The organism is Streptomyces sp. YS415 (genome assembly GCF_023544665.1).
Lineage (GTDB): Bacteria > Actinomycetota > Actinomycetes > Streptomycetales > Streptomycetaceae > Streptomyces.
On sequence record NZ_JAMJFL010000014.1, the window covers coordinates 1 to 20,042 of the forward strand.

Below are 20,042 nucleotides of genomic sequence, written 5' to 3' on the forward strand. Positions count from 1 at the left end.
GCGCCAGCGACGGGTTGGTGAGGGTCGAGCCGTCCGGGAAGAGCACGGTCGGCACCGTCTGGTTTCCGCCATTGGCCTTCTCGACGAACGCCGCGGAGGCCGGGTCCTGCTCGATGTTGATCTCGGTGTACGCGATGCCCTCGCGGTCCAGCTGCTTCTTCAGCCGCTGGCAGTAGCCGCACCAGGTGGTGCTGTACATCGTCACAGTGCCCTGCATGTCTCGCGCGCTCCTTCGATGGCTCGGGGACCAGGTCGTCCGAAGAGGGAACGCACGCGCCCGGCCCGCCATTCCCGCCCGGGGTATGGCCGCGGACGTGACGCCTGCCGCATTAGTACGACTGCGGGCCCCTGCCTGTGGACAACCGGCTCACCCGTCACCCACGACCTGGCAGCATGGCTGTGTGACAGCAGCAACGCACTCCCCGCTCTTCCCGCAGGTACCGGACTCGGCCGACGCGGTGCTCGAGGGACTCGACCCCGAGCAGCGCGAAGTGGCCACCGCCCTGCACGGACCGGTGTGCGTGCTGGCCGGGGCCGGCACCGGCAAGACCCGCGCGATCACCCACCGCATCGCCTACGGAGTGCGCGCCGGGATCCTGCAGCCGTCCAGCGTGCTCGCCGTCACCTTCACCAACCGGGCCGCCGGAGAGATGCGCGGCAGGCTCCGCCAGCTCGGCGCCGGGGGCGTCCAGGCCCGGACGTTCCACTCGGCGGCCCTGCGGCAGCTCCAGTACTTCTGGCCGAAAGCGATCGGTGGCTCCATGCCCCGGCTCGTCGACCGCAAGATCCAGCTCGTCGCGGATGCGGCCGCCGCCTGCCGCATCCGCCTGGACCGGGGCGAGCTGCGGGACACCACCGGCGAGATCGAATGGTCCAAGGTCACCCAGACCGTCCCCGCCGACTACGCGCTCGCCGCGGCCAAGGCAGGCCGCGACACCCCTCGCGACCCGGCCGAGATCGCCCAGCTCTACTCCGCCTACGAGGACCTCAAGCGCGAGCGGGGCGTCATCGACTTCGAGGACGTGCTGCTGCTGACCGTGGCGATCCTCCAGGACCGCCACGACATCGCCGAGCAGGTCCGCTCCCAGTACCAGCACTTCGTCGTCGACGAGTACCAGGACGTCAGCCCGCTCCAGCAGCGGCTGCTGGAGCTGTGGCTCGGCGACCGCGACAACCTGTGCGTGGTCGGGGACGCCAGCCAGACGATCTACTCGTTCACGGGAGCAACCCCCGATCATCTGCTCGACTTCCGCATCCGCCATCCCGGCGCGACCGTCGTCAAGCTGGTCCGCGACTACCGTTCCACCCCCCAGGTCGTCCACCTCGCCAACGGCCTGCTCGCCCAGGCCCGGGGCCGCGCCGCCGACCACCGCCTGGAGCTGATCTCCCAGCGCGAGGCGGGCCCCGAACCCGGTTACGCCGAGTACCCCGACGAGCCCGCCGAGGCCGAGGGTGCCGCGCGCCGCATCCGCGAACTCCTCGACTCCGGCGTCCCGGCCAGCGAGATCGCCGTCCTGTTCCGCACGAACTCCCAGTCCGAGACGTACGAGCAGGCCCTCGCCGACGCCGGGATCCCCTACCAGCTGCGCGGAGCGGAGCGCTTCTTCGACCGCCCCGAGGTACGCAAGGCCGGGATCGCGCTGCGCGGAGCGGCCCGCTTCGGCGGCAACGACTCCCTCCTCGACGACGCCGTGGACCTGCCCTCCCAGGTGCGCGCCGTGCTCTCCGGAGAGGGCTGGACCAGCGAGCCGCCCGCCGGATCGGGCGCCGTCAGAGAGCGCTGGGAGTCCCTGGCCGCCCTGGTCAACCTCGCCCAGGACTTCGCCGCCGCCAGACCCGCCGCCACCCTCGGTGACCTCGTCGCCGAGCTCGACGAACGGGCGAGCGCCCAGCACGCCCCCACCGTCCAGGGCGTCACCCTCGCCTCCCTGCACTCGGCCAAGGGCCTGGAATGGGACGTCGTCTTCCTGGTGGGTGTCGCCGAGGGCATGATGCCGATCACCTACGCAAAGACCGACGAGCAGATCGAGGAGGAGCGTCGGCTTCTCTATGTCGGCGTCACCCGCGCCCGGGAGCACCTCCATGTCTCCTGGTCCCTCGCCCGCTCACCCGGCGGCCGCGCCAACCGCCGGCCCAGCCGCTTCCTCGACGGACTGCGCCCCGGCTCCACCGGCACCGCGGGACGCGCCGGCGCGCTCCGGTCGGGGGGCGTGGAGCGCGGCTTCACCAGCAGACCGCAGGCCGCCCCGCGCCGCACCCAGCGCACCGTCGCGCGCTGCCGGGTCTGCGGACGCACCCTCACCGACGCCGGTGAGATGAAACTGATGCGCTGCGAGGACTGTCCCTCCGACATGGACGAGGGTCTGTACGAGCGGCTCCGGGAATGGCGCGCGGACCAGGCGCAGCGCAGCGGCCAGCCCGCCTTCTGCGTCTTCACCGACAAGACACTGATGGCGATCGCCGAGTCGAGCCCCGAGGAGGAGGGCGACCTCGCCCGGATCCCCGGCGTCGGCGTGCGCAAGCTCCACCGCTACGGTGCCGATGTCCTGGCCATCTGCGCAGGCCGGGAGCCTGGGGAAGAAGAAGACGGGCACTGATGCGAACTCGTCGAAGAAATAGTTTGCGCATGCCCCAGCAATCCCCATAGGTTCTTAGGCATTGGAACGGAGGCCTTCCTGGAGGCCCCAATTCCGTGTTGTACTTGCATACCCGTCGGACTGGCTCACCCCAGTCCCTCTAGACGCCGAGAGGAGGCGAGTCCAGTGGTCAGCATCAACAGCAGCTCCATCGTCAGCACCGTGAAACTGACCGATCCCTCGGTCATCGCCTCCCTGTGCATGCTCGGCGCCTCGAACGACGGCACCGGTCTGTCCGGCATCCGTGCCGTCCGTCCGGCCGCCTCCCTGTCCCTCGCGGGTCTTCCTGTCCGCGAGCGGAATGAGCGACCGACCAAGGCACTGGAAGCGGCAGTAGTGGCACAGGCACACGCCTATGCCTTTACGGCGACCGGTGCCGGATTCCGGAAGCAGACGACGCAGCACCACCAGATGTGGGCCTTCCGTGGGCCAGAACCCTGGAGTGATCCAGCCTGATTGATTCAGGCCGGCGCCTTCAGGGCCGCGGAACCCCATCCGGGATCCGCGGCCCTTCTGTTTGTCCCCGAACGGGGACGACGGAGCGAAGGGGCCTCGGGACAAGAAAAGAACCCGGTACCACCGCCACCCGGTCCCACCCGACCGGAACGACAGACGAGGAAGACGACCCGTGCAACTCGAAGCGCACGCCCCGTCCGTACCGCCTTCCGAAACGCTCCCCCCGCCCGGCCTCACGGAGGACTCCACCTTGACCCCGCTCACCGCGCTCACCGCGCTCGACGACGCCATCGAGAACCTGGGCGTTCCCGTCCCGTGCCGCTCCTACGACCCGGAGGTCTTCTTCGCCGAGTCGCCCGCGGACGTCGAGTACGCCAAGTCCCTGTGCCGCACCTGCCCGCTGATGGAGGCCTGCCTCGCCGGCGCCAAGGAGCGGCGCGAGCCCTGGGGCGTCTGGGGCGGCGAGCTGTTCGTCCAGGGTGTCGTCGTCGCCCGGAAGCGGCCGCGCGGCCGCCCGCGCAAGAACCCGGTCATGGCATGAACACCCCAGGAACGATCGACCGCCCCCTCACGCACGACCCCAAGAAGCAGGCCCCGATGAAGCCGTCCCTCAACGAGCACGCAGGCGCCACGCCTGAAGACTTCACCACCACCGGCGCGTTCGACTCGCGCCAGAACAGGACCCGCGAAATGCAACTCATCCCAGAAGCCCTGGCACGTGCGCATATGCACGAGCGCCTGCACGCGGCGGAGCAGGAACGCCAGGCGCAGCGCCTGGTGACCGCGCGCCGTATGCAGCGCCGCGCCGAGCGTGCCTCGATGCGCGCCCGCCGCGCGATCGCCATGGCGGTCATGCAGTAACCGATCCGACTGAAGCCAGTCGCCTCCCGGCACGGGAGGAAGCAGCTCCCCGCTGGGGCCGGTCCGTCCGAACGGACCGGCCCCCGCGGTGCGTTGTCTCCGCGGAGGCGCCGACGGCGGCGATATCGTCGCGGGGTGACGAGTCTTCCCGGAGGCAGTGACGACGCCGGCTCCGCCCCGGAGCCGCAACCCCTGATGTGTGCCGGGTGCGGCGCCACGGCCGAGGGCCCGCAGGCCACCTGGACCTTCTCCGTGGAGAACGGCGAGCGCCGCTACTTCTGCGACGTCTGTTCCCGGAAGAACCTCAGAGCGATCGAGGGGCGGCTGGACTCCTCCTGGTGGTAGCGGCTCAGGCCTCCGCGGCCGACTCCTGCGGGGCCTCTTCCTCCGGGACGAATCCGGGCAGCCACTCCTCCAGCTCCTCCCGCAGCCGGACGGTGGCACCCAGCTGGCACAGGACACCGATCGTGCTCAGCGTCACCCGGTGGATCAGCAGGTAGGCGGGGGGCAGGTTGAGCTGCTTGCCCAGCTGGTAGGCGGGGGAGCGGGGGTCGGCGACCCGGGCCGCCTGACTGCGCATCCAGCCCCGGCTGAAGGCGAACGCGTCGACCTCGGCCGGTTCGATGATCGGGAGGAGGTAGTCCAGGACGGCGTCCGGGTCCAGCTCTATGGACTCCTTGACGAAGCCCTCCCGGCGCAGCAGTTCGTAGACGCCCTCCGCGTCGCTGTCCAGGGTCATGCGCAGCGACTCGCCGATCGGGGTGGGCAGGCCGCCGGGGAGGCGGTCGACCGTGCCGAAGTCCAGGACCCCGAGGCGCCACTCCTCCTCGTCGTCCGGGCCGCCGGGCAGGAGGCGGAAGTTGCCGGGATGCGGGTCGGCGTGCAGCAGGCCGGTACGGGCCGGACCGGAGAAGAGGAAGCGGGCCAGCAGCTGGCCGGCACGGTCGCGCTGCTCCTCGGTGCCGTCCGCGATGATCTCCGACAGCGGTATGCCGTCGATCCACTCGGTGACCAGGACCTGGTCGCACTGGTGGACCACGTCGGGAACCACCACGTCCGGGTCGTCCGCGAACTCCTCGGCGTGGGCGCGCTGCGCCTGGGCCTCGAGGCCGTAGTCCAGCTCCTCGGAGACCCGGTCCTTGAGCTCTGTGATCAGCGGCTTGATGTCCATGCCGGGGACCAGGGGCCCCAGCAGCCGGGCGAACCGGCTCAGCTGGGTGAGATCGGAGAGCAGGGCCTCACCGGCCCCGGGGTACTGCACCTTGACCGCCACGGCACGGCCGTCCTGCCACACCGCCCGGTGCACCTGGCCGATGGAGGCCGCAGCGGAGGGCTTGTCGTCGAACTCGGCGAACAGTTCGCGCCAGTCCTCCCCGAGCCGCTCGGCGAGCACCGCGTGCACCGTGCGGGTCGGCATCGGCGGCGCCGCCTCCTGCAGCTTCGTCAGGGCCGCGCGGTAGGGACCCGCGACCTCCTCGGGCAGCGCCGACTCGAACACGGACAGGGCCTGCCCGAACTTCATCGCACCGCCCTTGAGCTCGCCGAGCACCTTGAACATCTGGTCGGCGGTGCGCTGCTGCAGTTCTCTGCCGACGAGTTCCGCGGACTCGCCCACGATTCGCTTGCCCAGTCCCCAGGTCGCCCGTCCGGCGAAGCCGAGCGGGAGCGCGGCGAGCTTGGCGGTGCGGGTGACCGCCTTGCGGGGAAGATCAGACATGCGCCCTCCAGGTCCCAGCCGGCCGTGCGTCTGCCTGACGGCGTGACATTCTTGACGGCCGTTGCTCCGCCATTGTCTCGTGCGCCTCCCCCTCCTTGGGTGTGTGTCCTTCCTTACCTTTCTCCGCGGCCCCGCACGGACATGCGGGATGGGCCCAGACCGGGCGCGCGTGCCAGGTCAGACCGGGCAGCGACACCTCCCAGCGGGCGCCGGCGCTGGACGGGGTCCCGCCGTCGAGGAACGCCAGGGCGTGTGCCGCCGCCAGTCCCGCGACCATCGCCGCCAGTGCCAGGTCGCAGGCCGGCACCGGGCGGGCCCGGCCCACGCCGGAACGCCACTGGGCGACCAGCCGGGGCCAGACCGGGTCCCGGTCGGTGCGGCCCTCGTGGAGACAGCCCGCACAGCCGGTCTCGCCCGGCAGGACGAGCGGACCGACGACACCGGTTCCCTCGACCACTCCGGCGTACAGATGAGGAGTGCCGGAAGCGATCAGCGGCTCGGCGGTGGAGGGCAGCGGCGCGTGCACCCCGACCTCGTCCCGCGGGGCGAGGATCACCAGGGAGTGTCCCGGGTCGGCGTCACCGGGCCCCGACCCCGGGCCGCGGCGGGGCGGGCGGTCGGGGGCGGCCCGGCGTACCGCCCGGCGGGCGGCCTCCTCCCGGCGCTCGCCGATCGCCTCGGCGGCCAGTCCACCCGGTGCCACGTCCCACGGCTCGACCCGGCCGCCGTCGCGCACCTCGACCTCGCCGACGCCCGCACCGGACAACAGGGAGGCCAGTACCGCCCCCACCCGGCCGGCACCGCGCACCTGGACGCGCAGGGAGCCGCGGGCGGTCAGCCGGTGCATGGCCTCGCCGGGCTCGGACGTGGTCAGGGAGAGCGAGGCCAGGTCGGGGCGGAGCCGGTCCATGGCCTCCTTCCTCCCGCGCAGCTCGGCACCGCGGGGGCCGCCCCCGCGCGCGTCGTCGAGCAGCCCGGCCCGGGTCAGCCGCGTCACCAGCCCGTCGACATGGCCGTCGGGCAGGCGCATCCGCCGTCCCTCGGCGCGCAGGAGGTCCATCCCCCGGGTGCCGTTGAGCAGGTCGAGGAAGCTGCCGGTCGCCGTGTCCATCGGGCCGAGCGTCATCGCGTGCGCGGGCGTCATCCCGAACTGCACGGTGTTGAGGTCGCGCCAGCCGCGCCTGAGCGCCGGCTTCACCATCGGATGCATGACAGGCCCCCGTAAGTCATGGTTCGTCCCCGTGTGCCGAGGGCCGTCGTCGCCTGCCCGTAGCAGTCGGTCGCGGTCGCCCCGGCAAGAGCCAGCATGCCCGCAGGCGGGGTCCGGCGCCGAAAGTTGTCCACAGGCCGCGGAAATCTTCGTACAAATCAAACGCCTGGTGGGGTCTCGGCGCGGAACCGTACCGGAGTCGGGACTTCCCCCGTGTGCAGCGGGTAACGTCGGGGCGTGTCCGTCGACCCACTGCACCGCGCCGGAACGCCACAGCGCCGCACGCCGAGCCCGCCGCCGAACGGTTCGGGGGCGAGCGCGATCGAGGTGCGCAGAAGTTCCCGTCGGCGCCGGACGGTCTCCGCGTACCGCGAGGGCGATCGCACCGTCGTGCTGATCCCCGCGCGCATGTCCGAGGCGGAGGAGCGGCGCTGGGTGAGCGTCATGCTCGACAAGCTGGCCGCCCAGGAGAGCAAGCGGGTGCTGGGCGACGCCGAGCTCGCGGAGCGCGCGGAGCGGCTCTCCGCCCAGTATTTCGACGGCCGGGCCCGGGCCAGCTCGGTCCGCTGGGTCACCAACCAGAACACCCGCTGGGGCTCGTGCACCCCGTCCGAGGGCAGCATCCGGCTGTCGCACCGCCTCCAGGGCATGCCCGAGTACGTCGTCGACTACGTCCTGCTGCACGAGCTGGGTCATCTGCTGGTGCCCGGACACGGCCCCCGGTTCTGGCGGCTGCTGGAGGCGTATCCGCGGACCGAGCGGGCCCGGGGGTACCTCGAAGGAGTGGTCGCCGCCGATCGGTTGCCGCACCTGCCCGGCACAAGCGGAGAGTGACCGCCCGCCGACCTTCCGGTACCGAGGGGCGCCGGTTCTGTACCGGCTCTGTACCGACATCGTCCGGTGTCCGAGTTTGCCGTTAGCCTGTCGCGACGCACTTGTATTCGGGATGGGGGACGGTCGTTACGCATGGCCAGGGAATTCCAACGCGGCCACAAGGCCAGGATCAGTGACCTCACCGCGGGCACGGATCTGTACGTAGGCGTGCAGATCTCCGGTCCCGGTCTGACCTTCGACATCAGCTGTTTCGGTCTCGACGCCGATGAACGGCTCTCGGACGACCGTTACTTCGTCTTCTTCAACCAGCCGAAGTCCCCGGAGGAGTCCATTCAGCTCCTGGGCGCGCAGGCCGGTGACACGGAGTCCTTCCGGGTCACGCTGGACCGGATCCCGCCGCAGATCCACAAGCTGTCGTTCACCGCGACACTCGACGGCGCCGGGCAGATGTCGCAGATCAACCCCGGATACATCCGCATCGTGGCCGGTGGCGAGGAAGTCGCCCGGTATGCGTTCAACGGCTCGGAGTTCAGCACCGAGCGGGCCGTCATGCTGGGCGACTTCTATCTGAAGGACGTCTGGCGGTTCGCCGCGGTCGGACAGGGTTTCGACGGCGGTCTGGACGCGCTGCTGAAGAACTTCGGCGGCGAGGTCGCGGAGGAGGAGGCTCCCGCTCCGGCCCCGCAGCAGCCGCAGCCCGGTGCCAATCCCGGGTTCGCGCCCCCGGCGCAGGCCACCGCGCCCCCCGCCTTCGGCGCCCCGGCTCCGGCACCCGCACCCGCTCCGGCCCCCGCGCCGCAGCCCGCCCACCAGGGCTTCGCGCCCCCGCCGGGAGCCACGCCCCCGCCGCCGGCACCGGCCCCGGCGCCGTCGGTCCACGCCCAGCCGACGATCATCGCGCCGATGACACCGCCCGGCGGCACCCAGGTCCCCCCGCCGGCTCCGGCCCCCGCGCCCTACGGCCAGCCCGCCCAGCCGCAGCAGCCCTACGGCCAGCCGCCTCAGCCGCAGCAGCCGTACGGCCAGCCGCCTCAGCAGCAGCCCTACGGCCAGCCGCCGAGCGCACCGCTGCCTCCGGGCTACGGCCAGCCCGGGGCCCCGCAGGCACCGCAGGGGTACGGCCAGCCGGCGCCGCCTCCCGGCTACGGCCAGCAGCCCGCGTACGGACAGGTCCCGGGCCAGGCCGCCCCGCACGGCGCCCAGGCGCCCGGCGTGGCCGGCGCGCTGGACCAGTTCAGGGAGACGCCCACCGGGCAGCGCTGGACGCAGCAGAACAAGAAGATGGTCCGGGTCGACCTCGGCATCGGCGGTCAGCCGGTGCTGGCCCGGCAGGGCAGCATGGTGCTCTACCAGGGCAAGGTCGACTTCAGCTACAAGGGCGCCGGGTTCGCGGGCCGGATCGCGGGCAACGCCACCGGCCAGGAGATGCAGCTGATGCGCTGCACCGGCCAGGGCCAGGTGTTCCTCGCCGAGAACTCCACGATGCTGCACCCCATCGAGCTCCAGGGTGACGGGATCTGCGTCTCCGCCGAGAACGTCCTCGCCTTCGACGAGAGCCTCCAGTACGAGGTCCGCCGCATCGAGGGGCACGGCATCCCCGGCGGCGCGCTGTTCACGATGCAGTTCACCGGCACCGGCACGATCGTCGTCAAGACGCACGGCACGCCCGTGGTGCTGCCGGTCACGCCCACGACGTTCGCCGACTGCAACGCCGTGGTCGCCTGGTCGGCCGCCGCCCAGGTGGTCGTCTCCAGCCAGGTGCGGATGCGGCGCAACGCCTACCCCGGCGACACCGGAGAGAGCGTCAATCTCCAGTTCCGGGCCGCTCCCGGCAACTTCATCGTCGTCCAGCCGTACGAGATCTGAGGGAGAGCCCGTCATGAACCAGCCGCTCGCGGGCTACGCTCCCGCGCCCGTGACCGCCCGCATGGAGAACCACGGCAACCACATGCTGAAGGTCGCCATGCAGACGGGGAACGACCTCCTCGCGCGCGTGGGGTCGATGGTCGCCTACGAAGGGTTCGTCCAGTACGAGCCCAACCCGCCGGCCGTGCGCCAGATCGCCAAGGACTGGATGACCGGCGAGGGCGCGCCCCTGATGAAGTGCTCCGGCGACGGACTGCTCTACCTCGCCGACTACGGCGCGAACGTCGTCGTGATCAACCTCAACGGCGACGGCATCTCCGTCAACGCCACCAACCTGCTGGCCTTCGACGCCCACCTCACCTGGGGCGTCGAGCGGGTGAAGGGCCTGGCGAAGTTCGCCGGACAGGGCCTGTGGAACACCAAGATCTCCGGGCAGGGCTGGGTCGCGCTGACCTCCCGGGGCAAGCCGATCGTCGTCGACTGCGGCGGCGGCGAGAACGAGACGTACGTCGACCCGGACGCACTCGTCGCCTGGTCCCCGAACCTGAAGGTGAAGGGCAAGCGCAGCTTCAAGGCGCAGTCGCTGATCGGCCGGGGCAGCGGCGAGGCGTACCAGATGGCCTTCTCCGGCCAGGGCATCGTCGTCGTCCAGCCCAGCGAGGACAGCACCGACCGTCTCCGGGTCCGGGGCTGAGGGGGAGCACCACACCATGCAGAGTTCGCTTTTCGCCCACAACGACCAGCAGACCCAGGAGCGCTGGAGCCTGCAGAACAAGCAGATGCTCCGGCTCACCCTGGAGGGCCACGACGACATCCTCGCCCGCAAGGGCACCATGGTCGCCTACCAGGGCCTGATCGAGTTCGACGCCGAGTACCAGAGCAACGACCAGGGACGCTCGCGCGCCCACACCGGTGAGGGCCTGGACCTGATGCGCTGCCACGGGCAGGGCACGGTCTACCTCGCCAACCTCAAGCAGCACATCCATCTGATGGACGTCGACCAGGACGGGCTGACCGTCGACAGCAGCTATGTGCTGGCGATGGACTCCTCGCTGCACCACGAGGTCATCGCGGTGGACAGCCTCTACGGCATCTCCGGCTCCGGGAAGTACCAGCTCAACATCACCGGCCGCGGCAAGGTCGCCCTGATGACCTCGGGCATGCCGCTGATGATGCAGGTCACGCCGGACAAGTACGTCAACTGCGACGCCGACGCGATCGTCGCCTGGTCCACCAGTCTGCGCGTGCAGATGCAGGCCCAGACGCACTCCTCCGGGGTGTGGCGGCGCCGTGGCAACACCGGCGAGGGCTGGGAGCTGAGCTTCATGGGCAGCGGCTACGCGCTGGTGCAGCCCAGCGAGCTGCTGCCGCCGCAGAACGCCCAGCTCGGCTCGGGCGTCGCCGCCCAGTACGGCATGGGCCAGCAGGGCGCCCGCGGCCAGAACCAGGGCAACGTCTGGAGCTGAGACCGGGTGAGGGGTGACCGCGAGGGCGGTCACCCCTCACGGCGTCACAGGCTCGCGCGGGTCGCGTCGAGCAGCCGTACGACGGAGTCGTCCGCCACGTCCGCCACCTCGCCGTAGGCGAACCAGCGCAGGTCGAGCGACTCGTCGCTGATCGCCTCCACGGCCCCGCTCGGGGCTATGGCGGCGTACTGCACGTCCAGGTGCCATGCACAGGGCGTCCGGTGCCGGTCCAGGCGGACCGGGGTGCCGCGCAGCAGGCGCAGCGCAGGGATGCCCGACTCCTCCGTGGCCTCCCGGAGCGCGGCGCCCGCGAGCGTGTCGTCGCCGGGTTCGCAGTGACCGCCCATCTGGAGCCACATGCGCAGCTTCTTGTGGAGCGTGAGCAGGACGCGCTCACGCTCCGGGTCGATCACCAGGGCGCTTGCCGTGATGTGCCCGTCCCCGCAGCTCTTCCACATGCCGTCCGGATGGCCGTCCAGATGGTCCAGGTAGACCTGGCGGAGCTCCTGCTGGTCCTCGTAGGCCTTCAGCACCTGGACCGCGTCGCCGTGCAGAGTCACTCGGAGTCGTCGTCCTTCTCCGGCTTCCCGGCGGAGCCGTCCGCCGCCTCCCCGAGCATCTTGTCGAGCTCGGAGAAGTCCAGCTGCTCGCGGTGGACGAAGCCGTCCGGGTCGTCCAGGTCGGTCGCCGTCGGCAGCATGTCCGGGTGGGACCACAGGGCGTCCCGGCCGTCCACCCCGCGCGCGTCCGTCAGCGACGCCCACAGACGCGAGGCGTCGCGCAGCCGGCGCGGACGCAGCTCCAGACCGATCAGCGTGGCGAACGTCTGCTCGGCCGGGCCGCCCGAGGCGCGGCGGCGGCGCAGGGTCTCGCGCAGCGCGTCCGCGGACGACAGCCGCGGCTTCGCGGCCGCGTGCACCACCGCGTCCACCCAGCCCTCGACCAGTGCCAGCGCCGTCTCCAGACGGGCCAGGGCGGCCTTCTGCTCGGGCGTGTCCTCCGGCTGGAACATGCCCTGCTGCAGCGCGTCCTGCAGCTGCTCGGGGTTCTGCGGGTCGAACTGGCCGACCACGTCCTCCAGCTTGGCGGTGTCGACCTTGATCCCGCGCGCGTAGCCGTCGACCGCGCCGAACAGGTGCGAGCGCAGCCACGGCACATGCGTGAACAGGCGCTGGTGGGCGGCCTCGCGCAGGGCGAGATACAGCCGCACCTCCTCCTTCGGCACGCCCAGGTCCTTGCCGAAGGCGTCGATGTTGACCGGCAGCAGCGCGGCCTTGCCGGCCGGACCGAGCGGCAGGCCGATGTCGGTGGAGCCGACGACCTCGCCCGCGAGCACGCCGACGGCCTGCCCGATCTGCGTGCCGAACATGGCGCCGCCCATGGACCGCATCATGCCGATCAGCGGGCCCGCCATGGCCTGCATCTCCTCCGGCAGGACATCGCCCATGGCGGTGCCGACGCGCTCGGCGACCGGGTCCACGAGCTCCTTCCAGGCCGGCAGCGTCGCCTCGACCCACTCCGCGCGGGACCACGCCACCGCGGAGCCGGCACCCGAGGGCAGCGACGTCGCGTCGTCGAGCCACAGGTCGGCGAGGCGGACGGCCTCCTGGACGGCGGTGCGGTCGGCGGGGCCGACACTCGCGTCCTTGGTGCCGTCCGACGTGCCCTGGGAGACCGTCTGGCGGGCGATCTGCTTGGCCATGTCCCAGTTCACCGGGCCGCCCTCGTACGAGAGCATCTGGCCGAGCTGCTGGAACGCGGCGCCCAGGTCGGTGGGGTTCAGCGAGCCGAACATGGCAGCGAACGGGTTGTCGGCACCTGGACCGCCCGGGCCGCCGAAGCCCCCGCCACCGGGCAGGTCGCCGAAACCGAACGGGTTGGCAGGTCCCTGACCACCACCGCTCTCCTGGTCCTTCTTCTTGCCCTCGTCGCCGTCGTCCGGCTCCTCCGGCGGAAGGCCGAATCCGAATGGGGTGTCACTCACGGGATTCCTCGGCTGGTAAGGCCGCCGGTTCTGCTCCGACGGCACGACTGCCCGATAACACCACCCAGCGTAGACACCAAGCGCGGATAGGGCCTCGGTGCTTCGCCGACTCTCGGCCTGCGGCAGGATGGATGCCACCTGGTACGGACGCGTCACTCGCGCCCGTACTGAAGACAACCGCTGGAGACGCCCGGTGAGTTCCCCTGATCCGCAGGTTCGCGCAGCGCGAAACCAGTCAAGCAGTCCCGCCGCGCGCGGGCCCGTCGTGGCGGTCACCGGTGCCGCGTCCGGCGTAGGAGCGCTGCTCACCGAGCGGCTGGCCGCGTCCGAGGAGATCAAGCAGGTCATCGCCATCGACGAGCGGCGCGGCGAGTGCGCGGACGCGCTGTGGCACATCCTGGACGTGCGGGATCCGGCCATCGCGGAGAAGCTGCGCGGCGCCGACGTGGTCGTCCATCTCGCGCTCGACCTCGATCTGGAGACCGACGGCGCCGCCCGGACGGCCTACAACGTCCGGGGGACCCAGACCGTGCTGACCGCCGCCGCGGCGGCCGGGGTGCACCGGGTCGTGCTCTGCACGTCCGCGATGGTCTACGGCGCCCTTCCCGACAACGAGCTGCCGCTGTCCGAGGACGCGGAGCTGCGGGCGACCGCGGAGGCCACCGGTGTCGGGGATCTGCTGGAGGTCGAGCGGCTCGCCCGGCGGGCGCCCCGGGCGCATCCGGGGCTGAATGTGACCGTGGTGCGGCCCGCCGTTCTCGTCGGCGGCACCGACACCGCGCTGACCAGGTACTTCGAGTCGCCACGGCTGCTGGTGGTGGCCGGGTCGCGGCCGGCCTGGCAGTTCTGCCATGTCGAGGACCTGTGCAGCGCCCTGGAGTACGCCGTCCTGGAGAAGGTCGACGGAGAGCTCGCCGTCGGGTGCGACGGCTGGCTGGAGCAGGAGGAGGTCGAGGAGCTCAGCGGGATCCGGCGGATGGAGCTGCCCTCCGCGGTCGCGCTCGGAGCGGCGGCCCGCCTGCACCGGATCGGGCTGACGCCGTCGCCGGCCGGGGACCTCGCCTACACCATGTACCCCTGGGTGGTGAGCGGGAGCCGGCTGCACGCCGCCGGCTGGCGGCCCCGGTGGACCAACGAAGAGGTGCTGGCCCAGCTGCTGGAGGAGGTCACCGGGCGGCACACGGTGGCCGGACGGCGGCTCGGCCGGAAGGACGCGACGGCTGCCGGGGCGGCCGGGGCGACGGTGGCCCTGCTGGGCGCGGCCGCGGTCGTGCGGCGGGCGCGGAAGGCCCGGCGGCGGATCTGACGGGGCGCCCGCTGCCGCCACGGCCCGGCTGCCGTCGGCAGCCGCCGCCTGTAGGAGGCTCCAAAGCCGCACGCGTGTGTGCCGGGTGATTTCGGTATTCCGCGGGTTCCTCCGGGTGGGGCACGATGGGGGCATGGCACCCATGAACGACCACCCCGGCGAGCTGGCCGGGCAGGACCCCATCAAGTTGATCGCCGTCCGGGAGACCGCGCTCTCGCTCGACGAGGTCTTCCGGGCCGTCGGGGACGACGCCGCCGGGGGGACCGCCCTGTTCGTCGGGACCGTGCGCAACCATGACGGGGGTGCCGACGTCGACGAGCTGGGGTACTCCTGTCATCCCAGTGCCGAGAGCGAGATGCGGCGGGTCGCCGAGAAGGTGGTCGGTGCGTACCCGGTGCGGGCGCTCGCCGCGGTGCACCGGATCGGGGATCTCCGGGTCGGCGATCTGGCCGTGGTCGTCGCCGTCTCCTGCCCCCATCGCGGTGAGGCCTTCGAGGCCTGCCGGAAGCTGATCGACGATCTCAAGCACGAAGTGCCCATCTGGAAGCACCAGAAGTTCTCCGACGGCACCGAGGAGTGGGTCGGCGCCTGCTGAGCCGTGCCCCGCCTGCCTGTCCGGTTGCGTAACCGCACCCCTGCCCCGAGCGTTGTCACTGCGGATGGTTAATCTGCTGATCAGTCAGTTGCGGTCGCTCATCGGGGTTGGGAGGACGGCATGGCGGCGCTCGCCTGGTTGCTGATTCCGCTTGTCGCTGCGATCGGCGCCGGTCTGTGGGGCAGTTGGGCCCACCGGACCCGGAAGGCCCGTAGCGACGGTCCTGAGCTGGACGGATATGCCCGGTTCCGCGCGGCCATGGAGAAGACTCGGCCCTGACGGGACGCCGACAGGGGTGTCCCGTACTGTCGAGGCATGCCACGCCGCACCGCGACGATGCTCGCCTCCACCCTGATGCTGATCGCGCTCCTGTGCGCGGGAGTGTTCATCCCCGTGCCGTACTCGGAGATGTCCCCGGGGCCGACGGTGAACACCCTGGGAGACCACGGCGGCGAGCCGGTGCTGCAGATCTCGGGACGCAAGACGTACGCCACCAGCGGGCATCTGAACATGACCACGGTCCGCGTCACCAGCGCCGACTACCGGATGAACCTCGTCGAGGCGGTCTACGGCTGGCTCGCGCACGACAACAAGGTCGTGCCGCACGAGACGCTCTACCCCAACGGCAAAACGGAGGAGCAGTCCACCCAGGAGAACGCCGAGGAGTTCAGCCAGTCCCAGGAGAGCGCGAAGGTCGCCGCCCTGGAGTCGCTGGACATCCCGGTGCAGTCCTGGGTGATCGTCTCCACGGTCGTCAAGGACTCCCCGGCCGAGGGCAAGCTGCACGCCGGTGATGTGATCAAGGCCGTCGACGGCACGGTCGTGCGGGAGCCGGCCGACGTCGCCGAACTGGTGACCGAGCACCAGCCCGGCGAGGCCGTCGAATTCACCATCGTGCCCGCCAAGGAACAGGCCGCGGCCGAGAAGGAGCAGCGGGCGGCGACCAGGACGCAGAAGGTGACGATCACCACCGCGGAGGCCGACGACGGCGGCGAGAAGCGCGCCATCGTCGGGATCTCCGCCGGGACGGACCACACCTTCCCGTTCAGCATCGACATCAAGCTCGCCGACGTGGGCGGGCCGAGCGCGGGTCTGATGTTCGCGCTCGGCATCTACGACAAGCTCACCCCGGGCAGTCTCACCGGCGGCTCCTTCGTGGCCGGCACCGGCACCATCGACGACGACGGCAAGGTCGGCCCCATCGGCGGCATCGAGATGAAGACCGTCGGCGCCCGCGACAAGGGCGCCCGGTACTTCCTCACCCCGGCCGCCAACTGCGCGGCCGCCGCCCGGGACACCCCCGACGGGCTCACCCTGGTCAAGGTCGGCACCATGGACGACGCGCTCGGTGCCCTGAAGGACATCCGCGCCGGGGACACCGCCGACCTGCCGAAGTGCAGCGCCGGCTAGGACGACCTCCGGGACCTCAGTCCTCGAACGTCGCCGTCAGCGCCTCCGCCAGACCCGGCACCAGGTCCTTGCCCGTCAGGACCTCCGTCGGCGTGTCCTTCTCGCGCAGCCGCAGGGCCGACTCCCGGGTGCCGTCGCGCAGCACGGCGACCGTCATCCGGACCTCCTGCCGCTCGGGGTGGTTCGCCACCCACTTCGTCAGCGCGGCCCCGCTCAGATCCTGCGGCACCTGCGCCTCCGCGGACGGCGGCAGCATCAGCCGCTCCACGGTGAGCGCGCAGCCGGTCACCGCGTCGGGCCAGGCGATGGTGCCGAGGAACTCGTCGAGCGGCTTGCCCGTGGGCACTTCGTCCTGCTCGATGGGGGTCAGGGCGGAGGTCGCCTGCTCGTCCTCCAGGCCGAGCTGGGCGGCGAGACCGGGTTCCTGGGCCCGCAGCCGTGCGGTGTCTACGAGGGCGAACAGACGGGCGGGCTGGTCCCAGCCGAGGCCGGAGGCGTACTCGTCGATCTCGAGTACGGCCCGGGTGAGCGGGCTCGCCGCCATGGGAGTGTTGGACATGGTCACAATCCTGCCTCGTTCCCACCCGGAATCGGGAACCGAGTAAAGCGTGAGTAAGTTGCATAGGTGTGGGCCTACGATCACGAGGCCCCCCGGAGGGCTCGATCAGACCAGGGCCTGACGGATCAACAGCGAACTTCGAGGTGCGCACCTTGGCTTTCCAGATGCCGGACCGCGGCGGAGGCCCGACGGGGCCACGGATCAGAGTGGGCCGCCCGTCCCGGCGTGTCCGGACCCTGCTCATGACGCTGGGCGTCCTTGCCGTACTCGGCATGGCGTTCACCATGTTCGCGGGCTTCTGGACGGACTGGCTGTGGTACCGGTCGGTGAACTATTCGTCCGTCTTCACGACGACCCTGTGGACGAAGATCGGTCTCTTCTTCGTCTTCGGCCTGCTGATGGCCCTTTCGGTCGGCCTCAACATCTGGCTGGCGCACCGGCTGCGCCCGCCGCTGAGCGCCATGTCGATGGAGCAGCAGAGCCTCGACCGCTACCGCATGGGCATCGCGCCGTACAAGAAGTGGCTGCTGCTCGCGATCACCGCCCTGGTCGGACTGATCGCCGGCGCGTCCGCCTCCGGCCAGTGGCGGACCTGGCTGATGTGGGTCAACGGCGTCTCGTTCGGGCAGAAGGACCCCCAGTTCAATCTGGACGTCTCCTTCTACGCCTTCGACCTGCCCTGGTACCGGTTCCTGCTCGGCTTCGGCTTCGCCGCCGCGATCCTGTCCCTGATCGCCGCCGCGCTCACCCACTACCTGTACGGCGGGCTGCGCATCACCAGCCCCGGCGCGCGGGCCACCTCGGCGGCCACCGGACATCTGTCGGTGCTGCTCGGCATCTTCGTCGCGCTGAAGGCGGTCGCCTACTGGCTCGACCGGTACGGCCTGGCCGTGAAGTCCAGCGACTTCAAGGCGACCGACAACTGGACCGGTCTGCGGTACGTCGACGCCAACGCCTACCTGCCGGCCAAGACGATCCTGTTCTGCATCGCGGTCATCTGCGCCCTGCTGTTCTTCGCCACGCTGTGGCGGCGCACCTGGCAGCTGCCCGTCATCGGCTTCGGCCTGATGGTGCTCTCGGCGATCCTCATCGGGGGCCTGTACCCGGCGATCGTCCAGAAGTTCCAGGTCCAGCCGAACGAGCAGGCCAAGGAAGCGCCCTACGTCGAGAAGAACCTCCAGGCGACGCGTGAGGCGTACGGCATCGACGACGCGGAGGTCGACGACTACCCGGGCACCAGCAACACCGAGGACAAGACGCAGCTGCGCGACGATGTGGACGCGACCGCGAGCCTGCGCATCCTGGACCCGAATCTCGTCTCGCCGACATTCCAGCAGCTCCAGCAGATGCGGAAGTACTACGCGTTCCCGACCAACCTGGACGTCGACCGCTACAGCAAGGACGGCAAGGACCAGGACACGGTCATCGGTCTGCGCGAGCTGAACCTCGGCGGCGTCGACAAGCAGAACTGGATCAACAGCCACTTCCGCTACACGCACGGCTACGGCGTGGTCGCCGCCAAGGGCACCGAGGCCACCGAGGGCACCTCGCCCGGTCGCCCGGTCTTCACGGAGTCCGACCTGCCCTCCAAGGGCGATCTCGGCAAGTACCAGCAGCGGATCTACTACGGCGAGAAGACCTCGACGTACTCGATCGTCGGCGGTCCCCAGAAGGAGATCGACTACTCCGACGACTCCGGTGAGAAGACCTACAGCTACGAGGGCAACAGCGGGGTCAACCTCTCCAACCCGGTCAACCGCGCCGCCTACGCGGTGGCGTTCAGCGAGCCGCAGATCCTGTACTCCGGGGCCATCGGCGAGGGTTCGCGGATCCTCTACAACCGCACGCCCAAGGAGCGCGTCGAGGCGGTCGCCCCCTGGCTGACCATCGACGGTGACGCCTACCCGGCGGTCGTGGACGGCAAGATCCAGTGGATCGTCGACGCCTACACGACCACCAACGGCTATCCGTACGCGTCCCGTACGACCCTCGGGGACACGACGGCCGACTCGCTGACGGCGACGAACGACTCCCGCGCGGTGGTGGCCCAGCAGAACCAGGTCAACTACATCCGCAACTCGGTGAAGGCGACCGTCGACGCGTACAGCGGTGAGGTCAAGCTCTACCAGTGGGACACCCAGGACCCGGTCCTGAAGACCTGGATGAAGGCCTTCTCGGGCACGGTGAAGCCCAAGAGCGAGATCTCGCCCGAGCTGATGGCCCATCTCCGGTACCCGCAGGACCTCTTCAAGGTCCAGCGCGAGCTGCTGACCCGCTACCACGTCCAGGACGCCGACACATTCCTCAGCGGCAGCGAGGTGTGGCAGGTGCCCGACGACCCGACCAACAAGTCGGGCAACGCGGTGCCGCCGTACTACCTGAGCATGAAGATGCCCGACCAGAAGGCGCAGGCGTTCTCGCTGACGACGACGTTCACGCCGAACGGCAGGGACAACCTCAGCGCGTACATGGCCGTCGATTCAGAGGCGGGCACCAGCGACTACGGCAAGATCAGAATCCTGAAGGTGCCGACCAGCTCGACGGTCGACGGCCCCAAACAGGTGCAGAGCCAGTTCAACTCCAACTCGCAGCAGAACATCGCCGAGTTCGTCCGGCTGATCAGAGGCGGCGATTCGGAGATCGAGTACGGCAACCTGCTGACCGTGCCGCTGGACGGCGGACTGCTCTATGTCGAGCCGGTCTACGTGCGCGGCGGTGGTCTCAAGTACCCACTGCTGCGCAAGGTGTTGGTCACCTACCAGGGCACGACCGCTTTCGAGAACACCCTCGACGAGGCTCTGGACAAGGTGTTCGGAGCCAAGGGTTCGGCCACGGAGCCACCGGAGGACGACGGTGACCCCAGCAAGCCGACGCCACCGCCGTCGACCGAGGACCCGACGGTCCAAGAAGCGCTGAACGACGCCCAGAAGGCCTTCGAGGACGGCCAGCAGGCGCTGAAGGACGGCGACTGGGAGGCGTACGGCCGGGCGCAGGAGGCACTGGAGGACGCGCTGCGGCGGGCGGAGGATGCCCAGGCCGGCGAGTCCGGTGACGGCGGGGACGCGAGTCCCAGCCCCAGTCCCAGCCCGGACAGCAGCTGATCAAGCCCACTCCGCGCCGTGATACTGTTCAAGAACAACGG

At 70.7% G+C, this 20,042-nt stretch carries 19 protein-coding genes; 13 read left to right on the forward strand and 6 right to left on the reverse strand.

The window, feature by feature from the left end; all coding sequences use genetic code 11:
* Positions 1-217, reverse strand: a 217-nt coding sequence (locus M8H82_RS19310; RefSeq protein ID WP_250075753.1) for a mycoredoxin, incomplete at its 3' end; no start/stop codon positions are given.
* 184 nt (positions 218-401) lie between these two features.
* Here M8H82_RS19310 and M8H82_RS19315 point away from each other — a divergent pair.
* From M8H82_RS19315 to M8H82_RS19335, 5 genes are all read left to right on the forward strand, one after another.
* Entirely contained in the window at positions 402-2,597 is a 2,196-nt protein-coding gene (locus tag M8H82_RS19315; RefSeq protein WP_250075755.1) for an ATP-dependent DNA helicase UvrD2, read from the forward strand.
* A 165-nt stretch (positions 2,598-2,762) separates the two neighbouring features.
* Positions 2,763-3,092 (forward strand): hypothetical protein, encoded by a 330-nt coding sequence (locus tag M8H82_RS19320; RefSeq protein WP_250075757.1) that lies wholly within the window; start codon positions 2,763-2,765, stop codon positions 3,090-3,092.
* A 172-nt stretch (positions 3,093-3,264) separates the two neighbouring features.
* Positions 3,265-3,633, forward strand: coding sequence for a WhiB family transcriptional regulator (locus M8H82_RS19325; protein WP_250075759.1), 369 nt, complete (start codon positions 3,265-3,267; stop codon positions 3,631-3,633).
* A complete protein-coding gene (locus tag M8H82_RS19330; RefSeq protein WP_250075761.1) occupies positions 3,630-3,953 on the forward strand; it encodes a hypothetical protein in 324 nt (107 codons plus the stop codon). Before M8H82_RS19325 ends, M8H82_RS19330 begins: the two co-directional genes overlap by 4 nt.
* A gap of 135 nt (positions 3,954-4,088) precedes the next feature.
* Positions 4,089-4,298 carry a hypothetical protein gene (locus tag M8H82_RS19335; protein ID WP_250075766.1) on the forward strand — a complete coding sequence of 70 codons (210 nt, stop codon included), beginning with the start codon at positions 4,089-4,091 and terminating at the stop codon, positions 4,296-4,298.
* A 4-nt stretch (positions 4,299-4,302) separates the two neighbouring features.
* Here M8H82_RS19335 and M8H82_RS19340 read toward each other — a convergent pair whose 3' ends face one another.
* Both M8H82_RS19340 and M8H82_RS19345 read right to left on the reverse strand, forming a co-directional pair.
* Positions 4,303-5,670, reverse strand: coding sequence for an AarF/ABC1/UbiB kinase family protein (locus tag M8H82_RS19340; protein ID WP_250075768.1), 1,368 nt, complete (start codon positions 5,668-5,670; stop codon positions 4,303-4,305).
* Positions 5,663-6,880: a TOMM precursor leader peptide-binding protein gene (locus M8H82_RS19345; RefSeq protein ID WP_250075770.1), complete on the reverse strand. Its 1,218-nt coding sequence runs from the start codon at positions 6,878-6,880 to the stop codon at positions 5,663-5,665. Before M8H82_RS19345 ends, M8H82_RS19340 begins: the two co-directional genes overlap by 8 nt.
* A 237-nt stretch (positions 6,881-7,117) precedes the next feature.
* Here M8H82_RS19345 and M8H82_RS19350 point away from each other — a divergent pair, with 237 nt between their 5' ends.
* The 4 genes from M8H82_RS19350 to M8H82_RS19365 all read left to right on the forward strand — a co-directional run bounded on the left by M8H82_RS19350 (position 7,118) and on the right by M8H82_RS19365 (position 11,046).
* The gene (locus M8H82_RS19350) at positions 7,118-7,714 is read left to right on the forward strand and encodes a M48 family metallopeptidase (RefSeq protein WP_250075773.1); all 597 of its coding nucleotides are present in this window, start codon (positions 7,118-7,120) and stop codon (positions 7,712-7,714) included.
* A gap of 132 nt (positions 7,715-7,846) precedes the next feature.
* Positions 7,847-9,580 carry a TerD family protein gene (locus M8H82_RS19355; RefSeq protein ID WP_250075776.1) on the forward strand — a complete coding sequence of 578 codons (1,734 nt, stop codon included), beginning with the start codon at positions 7,847-7,849 and terminating at the stop codon, positions 9,578-9,580.
* 13 nt (positions 9,581-9,593) lie between these two features.
* Positions 9,594-10,274, forward strand: a complete 681-nt coding sequence (locus M8H82_RS19360; protein ID WP_015657951.1) for an AIM24 family protein — start codon at positions 9,594-9,596, stop codon at positions 10,272-10,274.
* A 16-nt stretch (positions 10,275-10,290) separates the two neighbouring features.
* Entirely contained in the window at positions 10,291-11,046 is a 756-nt protein-coding gene (locus tag M8H82_RS19365; RefSeq protein ID WP_250075777.1) for an AIM24 family protein, read from the forward strand.
* 44 nt (positions 11,047-11,090) lie between these two features.
* Here M8H82_RS19365 and M8H82_RS19370 read toward each other — a convergent pair whose 3' ends face one another.
* Both M8H82_RS19370 and M8H82_RS19375 read right to left on the reverse strand, forming a co-directional pair.
* Positions 11,091-11,606 (reverse strand): NUDIX hydrolase, encoded by a 516-nt coding sequence (locus M8H82_RS19370; protein ID WP_250075779.1) that lies wholly within the window; start codon positions 11,604-11,606, stop codon positions 11,091-11,093.
* The gene (locus M8H82_RS19375) at positions 11,603-13,030 is read right to left on the reverse strand and encodes a zinc-dependent metalloprotease (RefSeq protein ID WP_250075780.1); all 1,428 of its coding nucleotides are present in this window, start codon (positions 13,028-13,030) and stop codon (positions 11,603-11,605) included. The genes M8H82_RS19370 and M8H82_RS19375 overlap by 4 nt, the downstream gene beginning before the upstream one ends.
* Positions 13,031-13,223: 193 nt before the next feature.
* Between M8H82_RS19375 and M8H82_RS19380 the strand changes: the two genes are divergently transcribed.
* The 3 genes from M8H82_RS19380 to M8H82_RS19390 all read left to right on the forward strand — a co-directional run bounded on the left by M8H82_RS19380 (position 13,224) and on the right by M8H82_RS19390 (position 16,341).
* Entirely contained in the window at positions 13,224-14,336 is a 1,113-nt protein-coding gene (locus tag M8H82_RS19380) for an SDR family oxidoreductase (protein ID WP_250075782.1), read from the forward strand.
* Between the two features lie 133 nt (positions 14,337-14,469).
* The gene (locus M8H82_RS19385; protein ID WP_250075783.1) at positions 14,470-14,931 is read left to right on the forward strand and encodes a molybdenum cofactor biosynthesis protein MoaE; all 462 of its coding nucleotides are present in this window, start codon (positions 14,470-14,472) and stop codon (positions 14,929-14,931) included.
* 315 nt (positions 14,932-15,246) lie between these two features.
* Positions 15,247-16,341 (forward strand): PDZ domain-containing protein, encoded by a 1,095-nt coding sequence (locus M8H82_RS19390; RefSeq protein ID WP_250075786.1) that lies wholly within the window; start codon positions 15,247-15,249, stop codon positions 16,339-16,341.
* A 16-nt stretch (positions 16,342-16,357) separates the two neighbouring features.
* Here M8H82_RS19390 and M8H82_RS19395 read toward each other — a convergent pair whose 3' ends face one another.
* The gene (locus M8H82_RS19395) at positions 16,358-16,900 is read right to left on the reverse strand and encodes a PPA1309 family protein (protein WP_250075788.1); all 543 of its coding nucleotides are present in this window, start codon (positions 16,898-16,900) and stop codon (positions 16,358-16,360) included.
* A gap of 164 nt (positions 16,901-17,064) precedes the next feature.
* On the opposite strand from M8H82_RS19395, the gene M8H82_RS19400 reads away from it, so the two are divergent.
* On the forward strand, positions 17,065-20,001 hold the full coding sequence (locus tag M8H82_RS19400) for a UPF0182 family protein (protein WP_250076145.1): 2,937 nt from the start codon (positions 17,065-17,067) through the stop codon (positions 19,999-20,001).
* Positions 20,002-20,042: the final 41 nt, after the last annotated feature.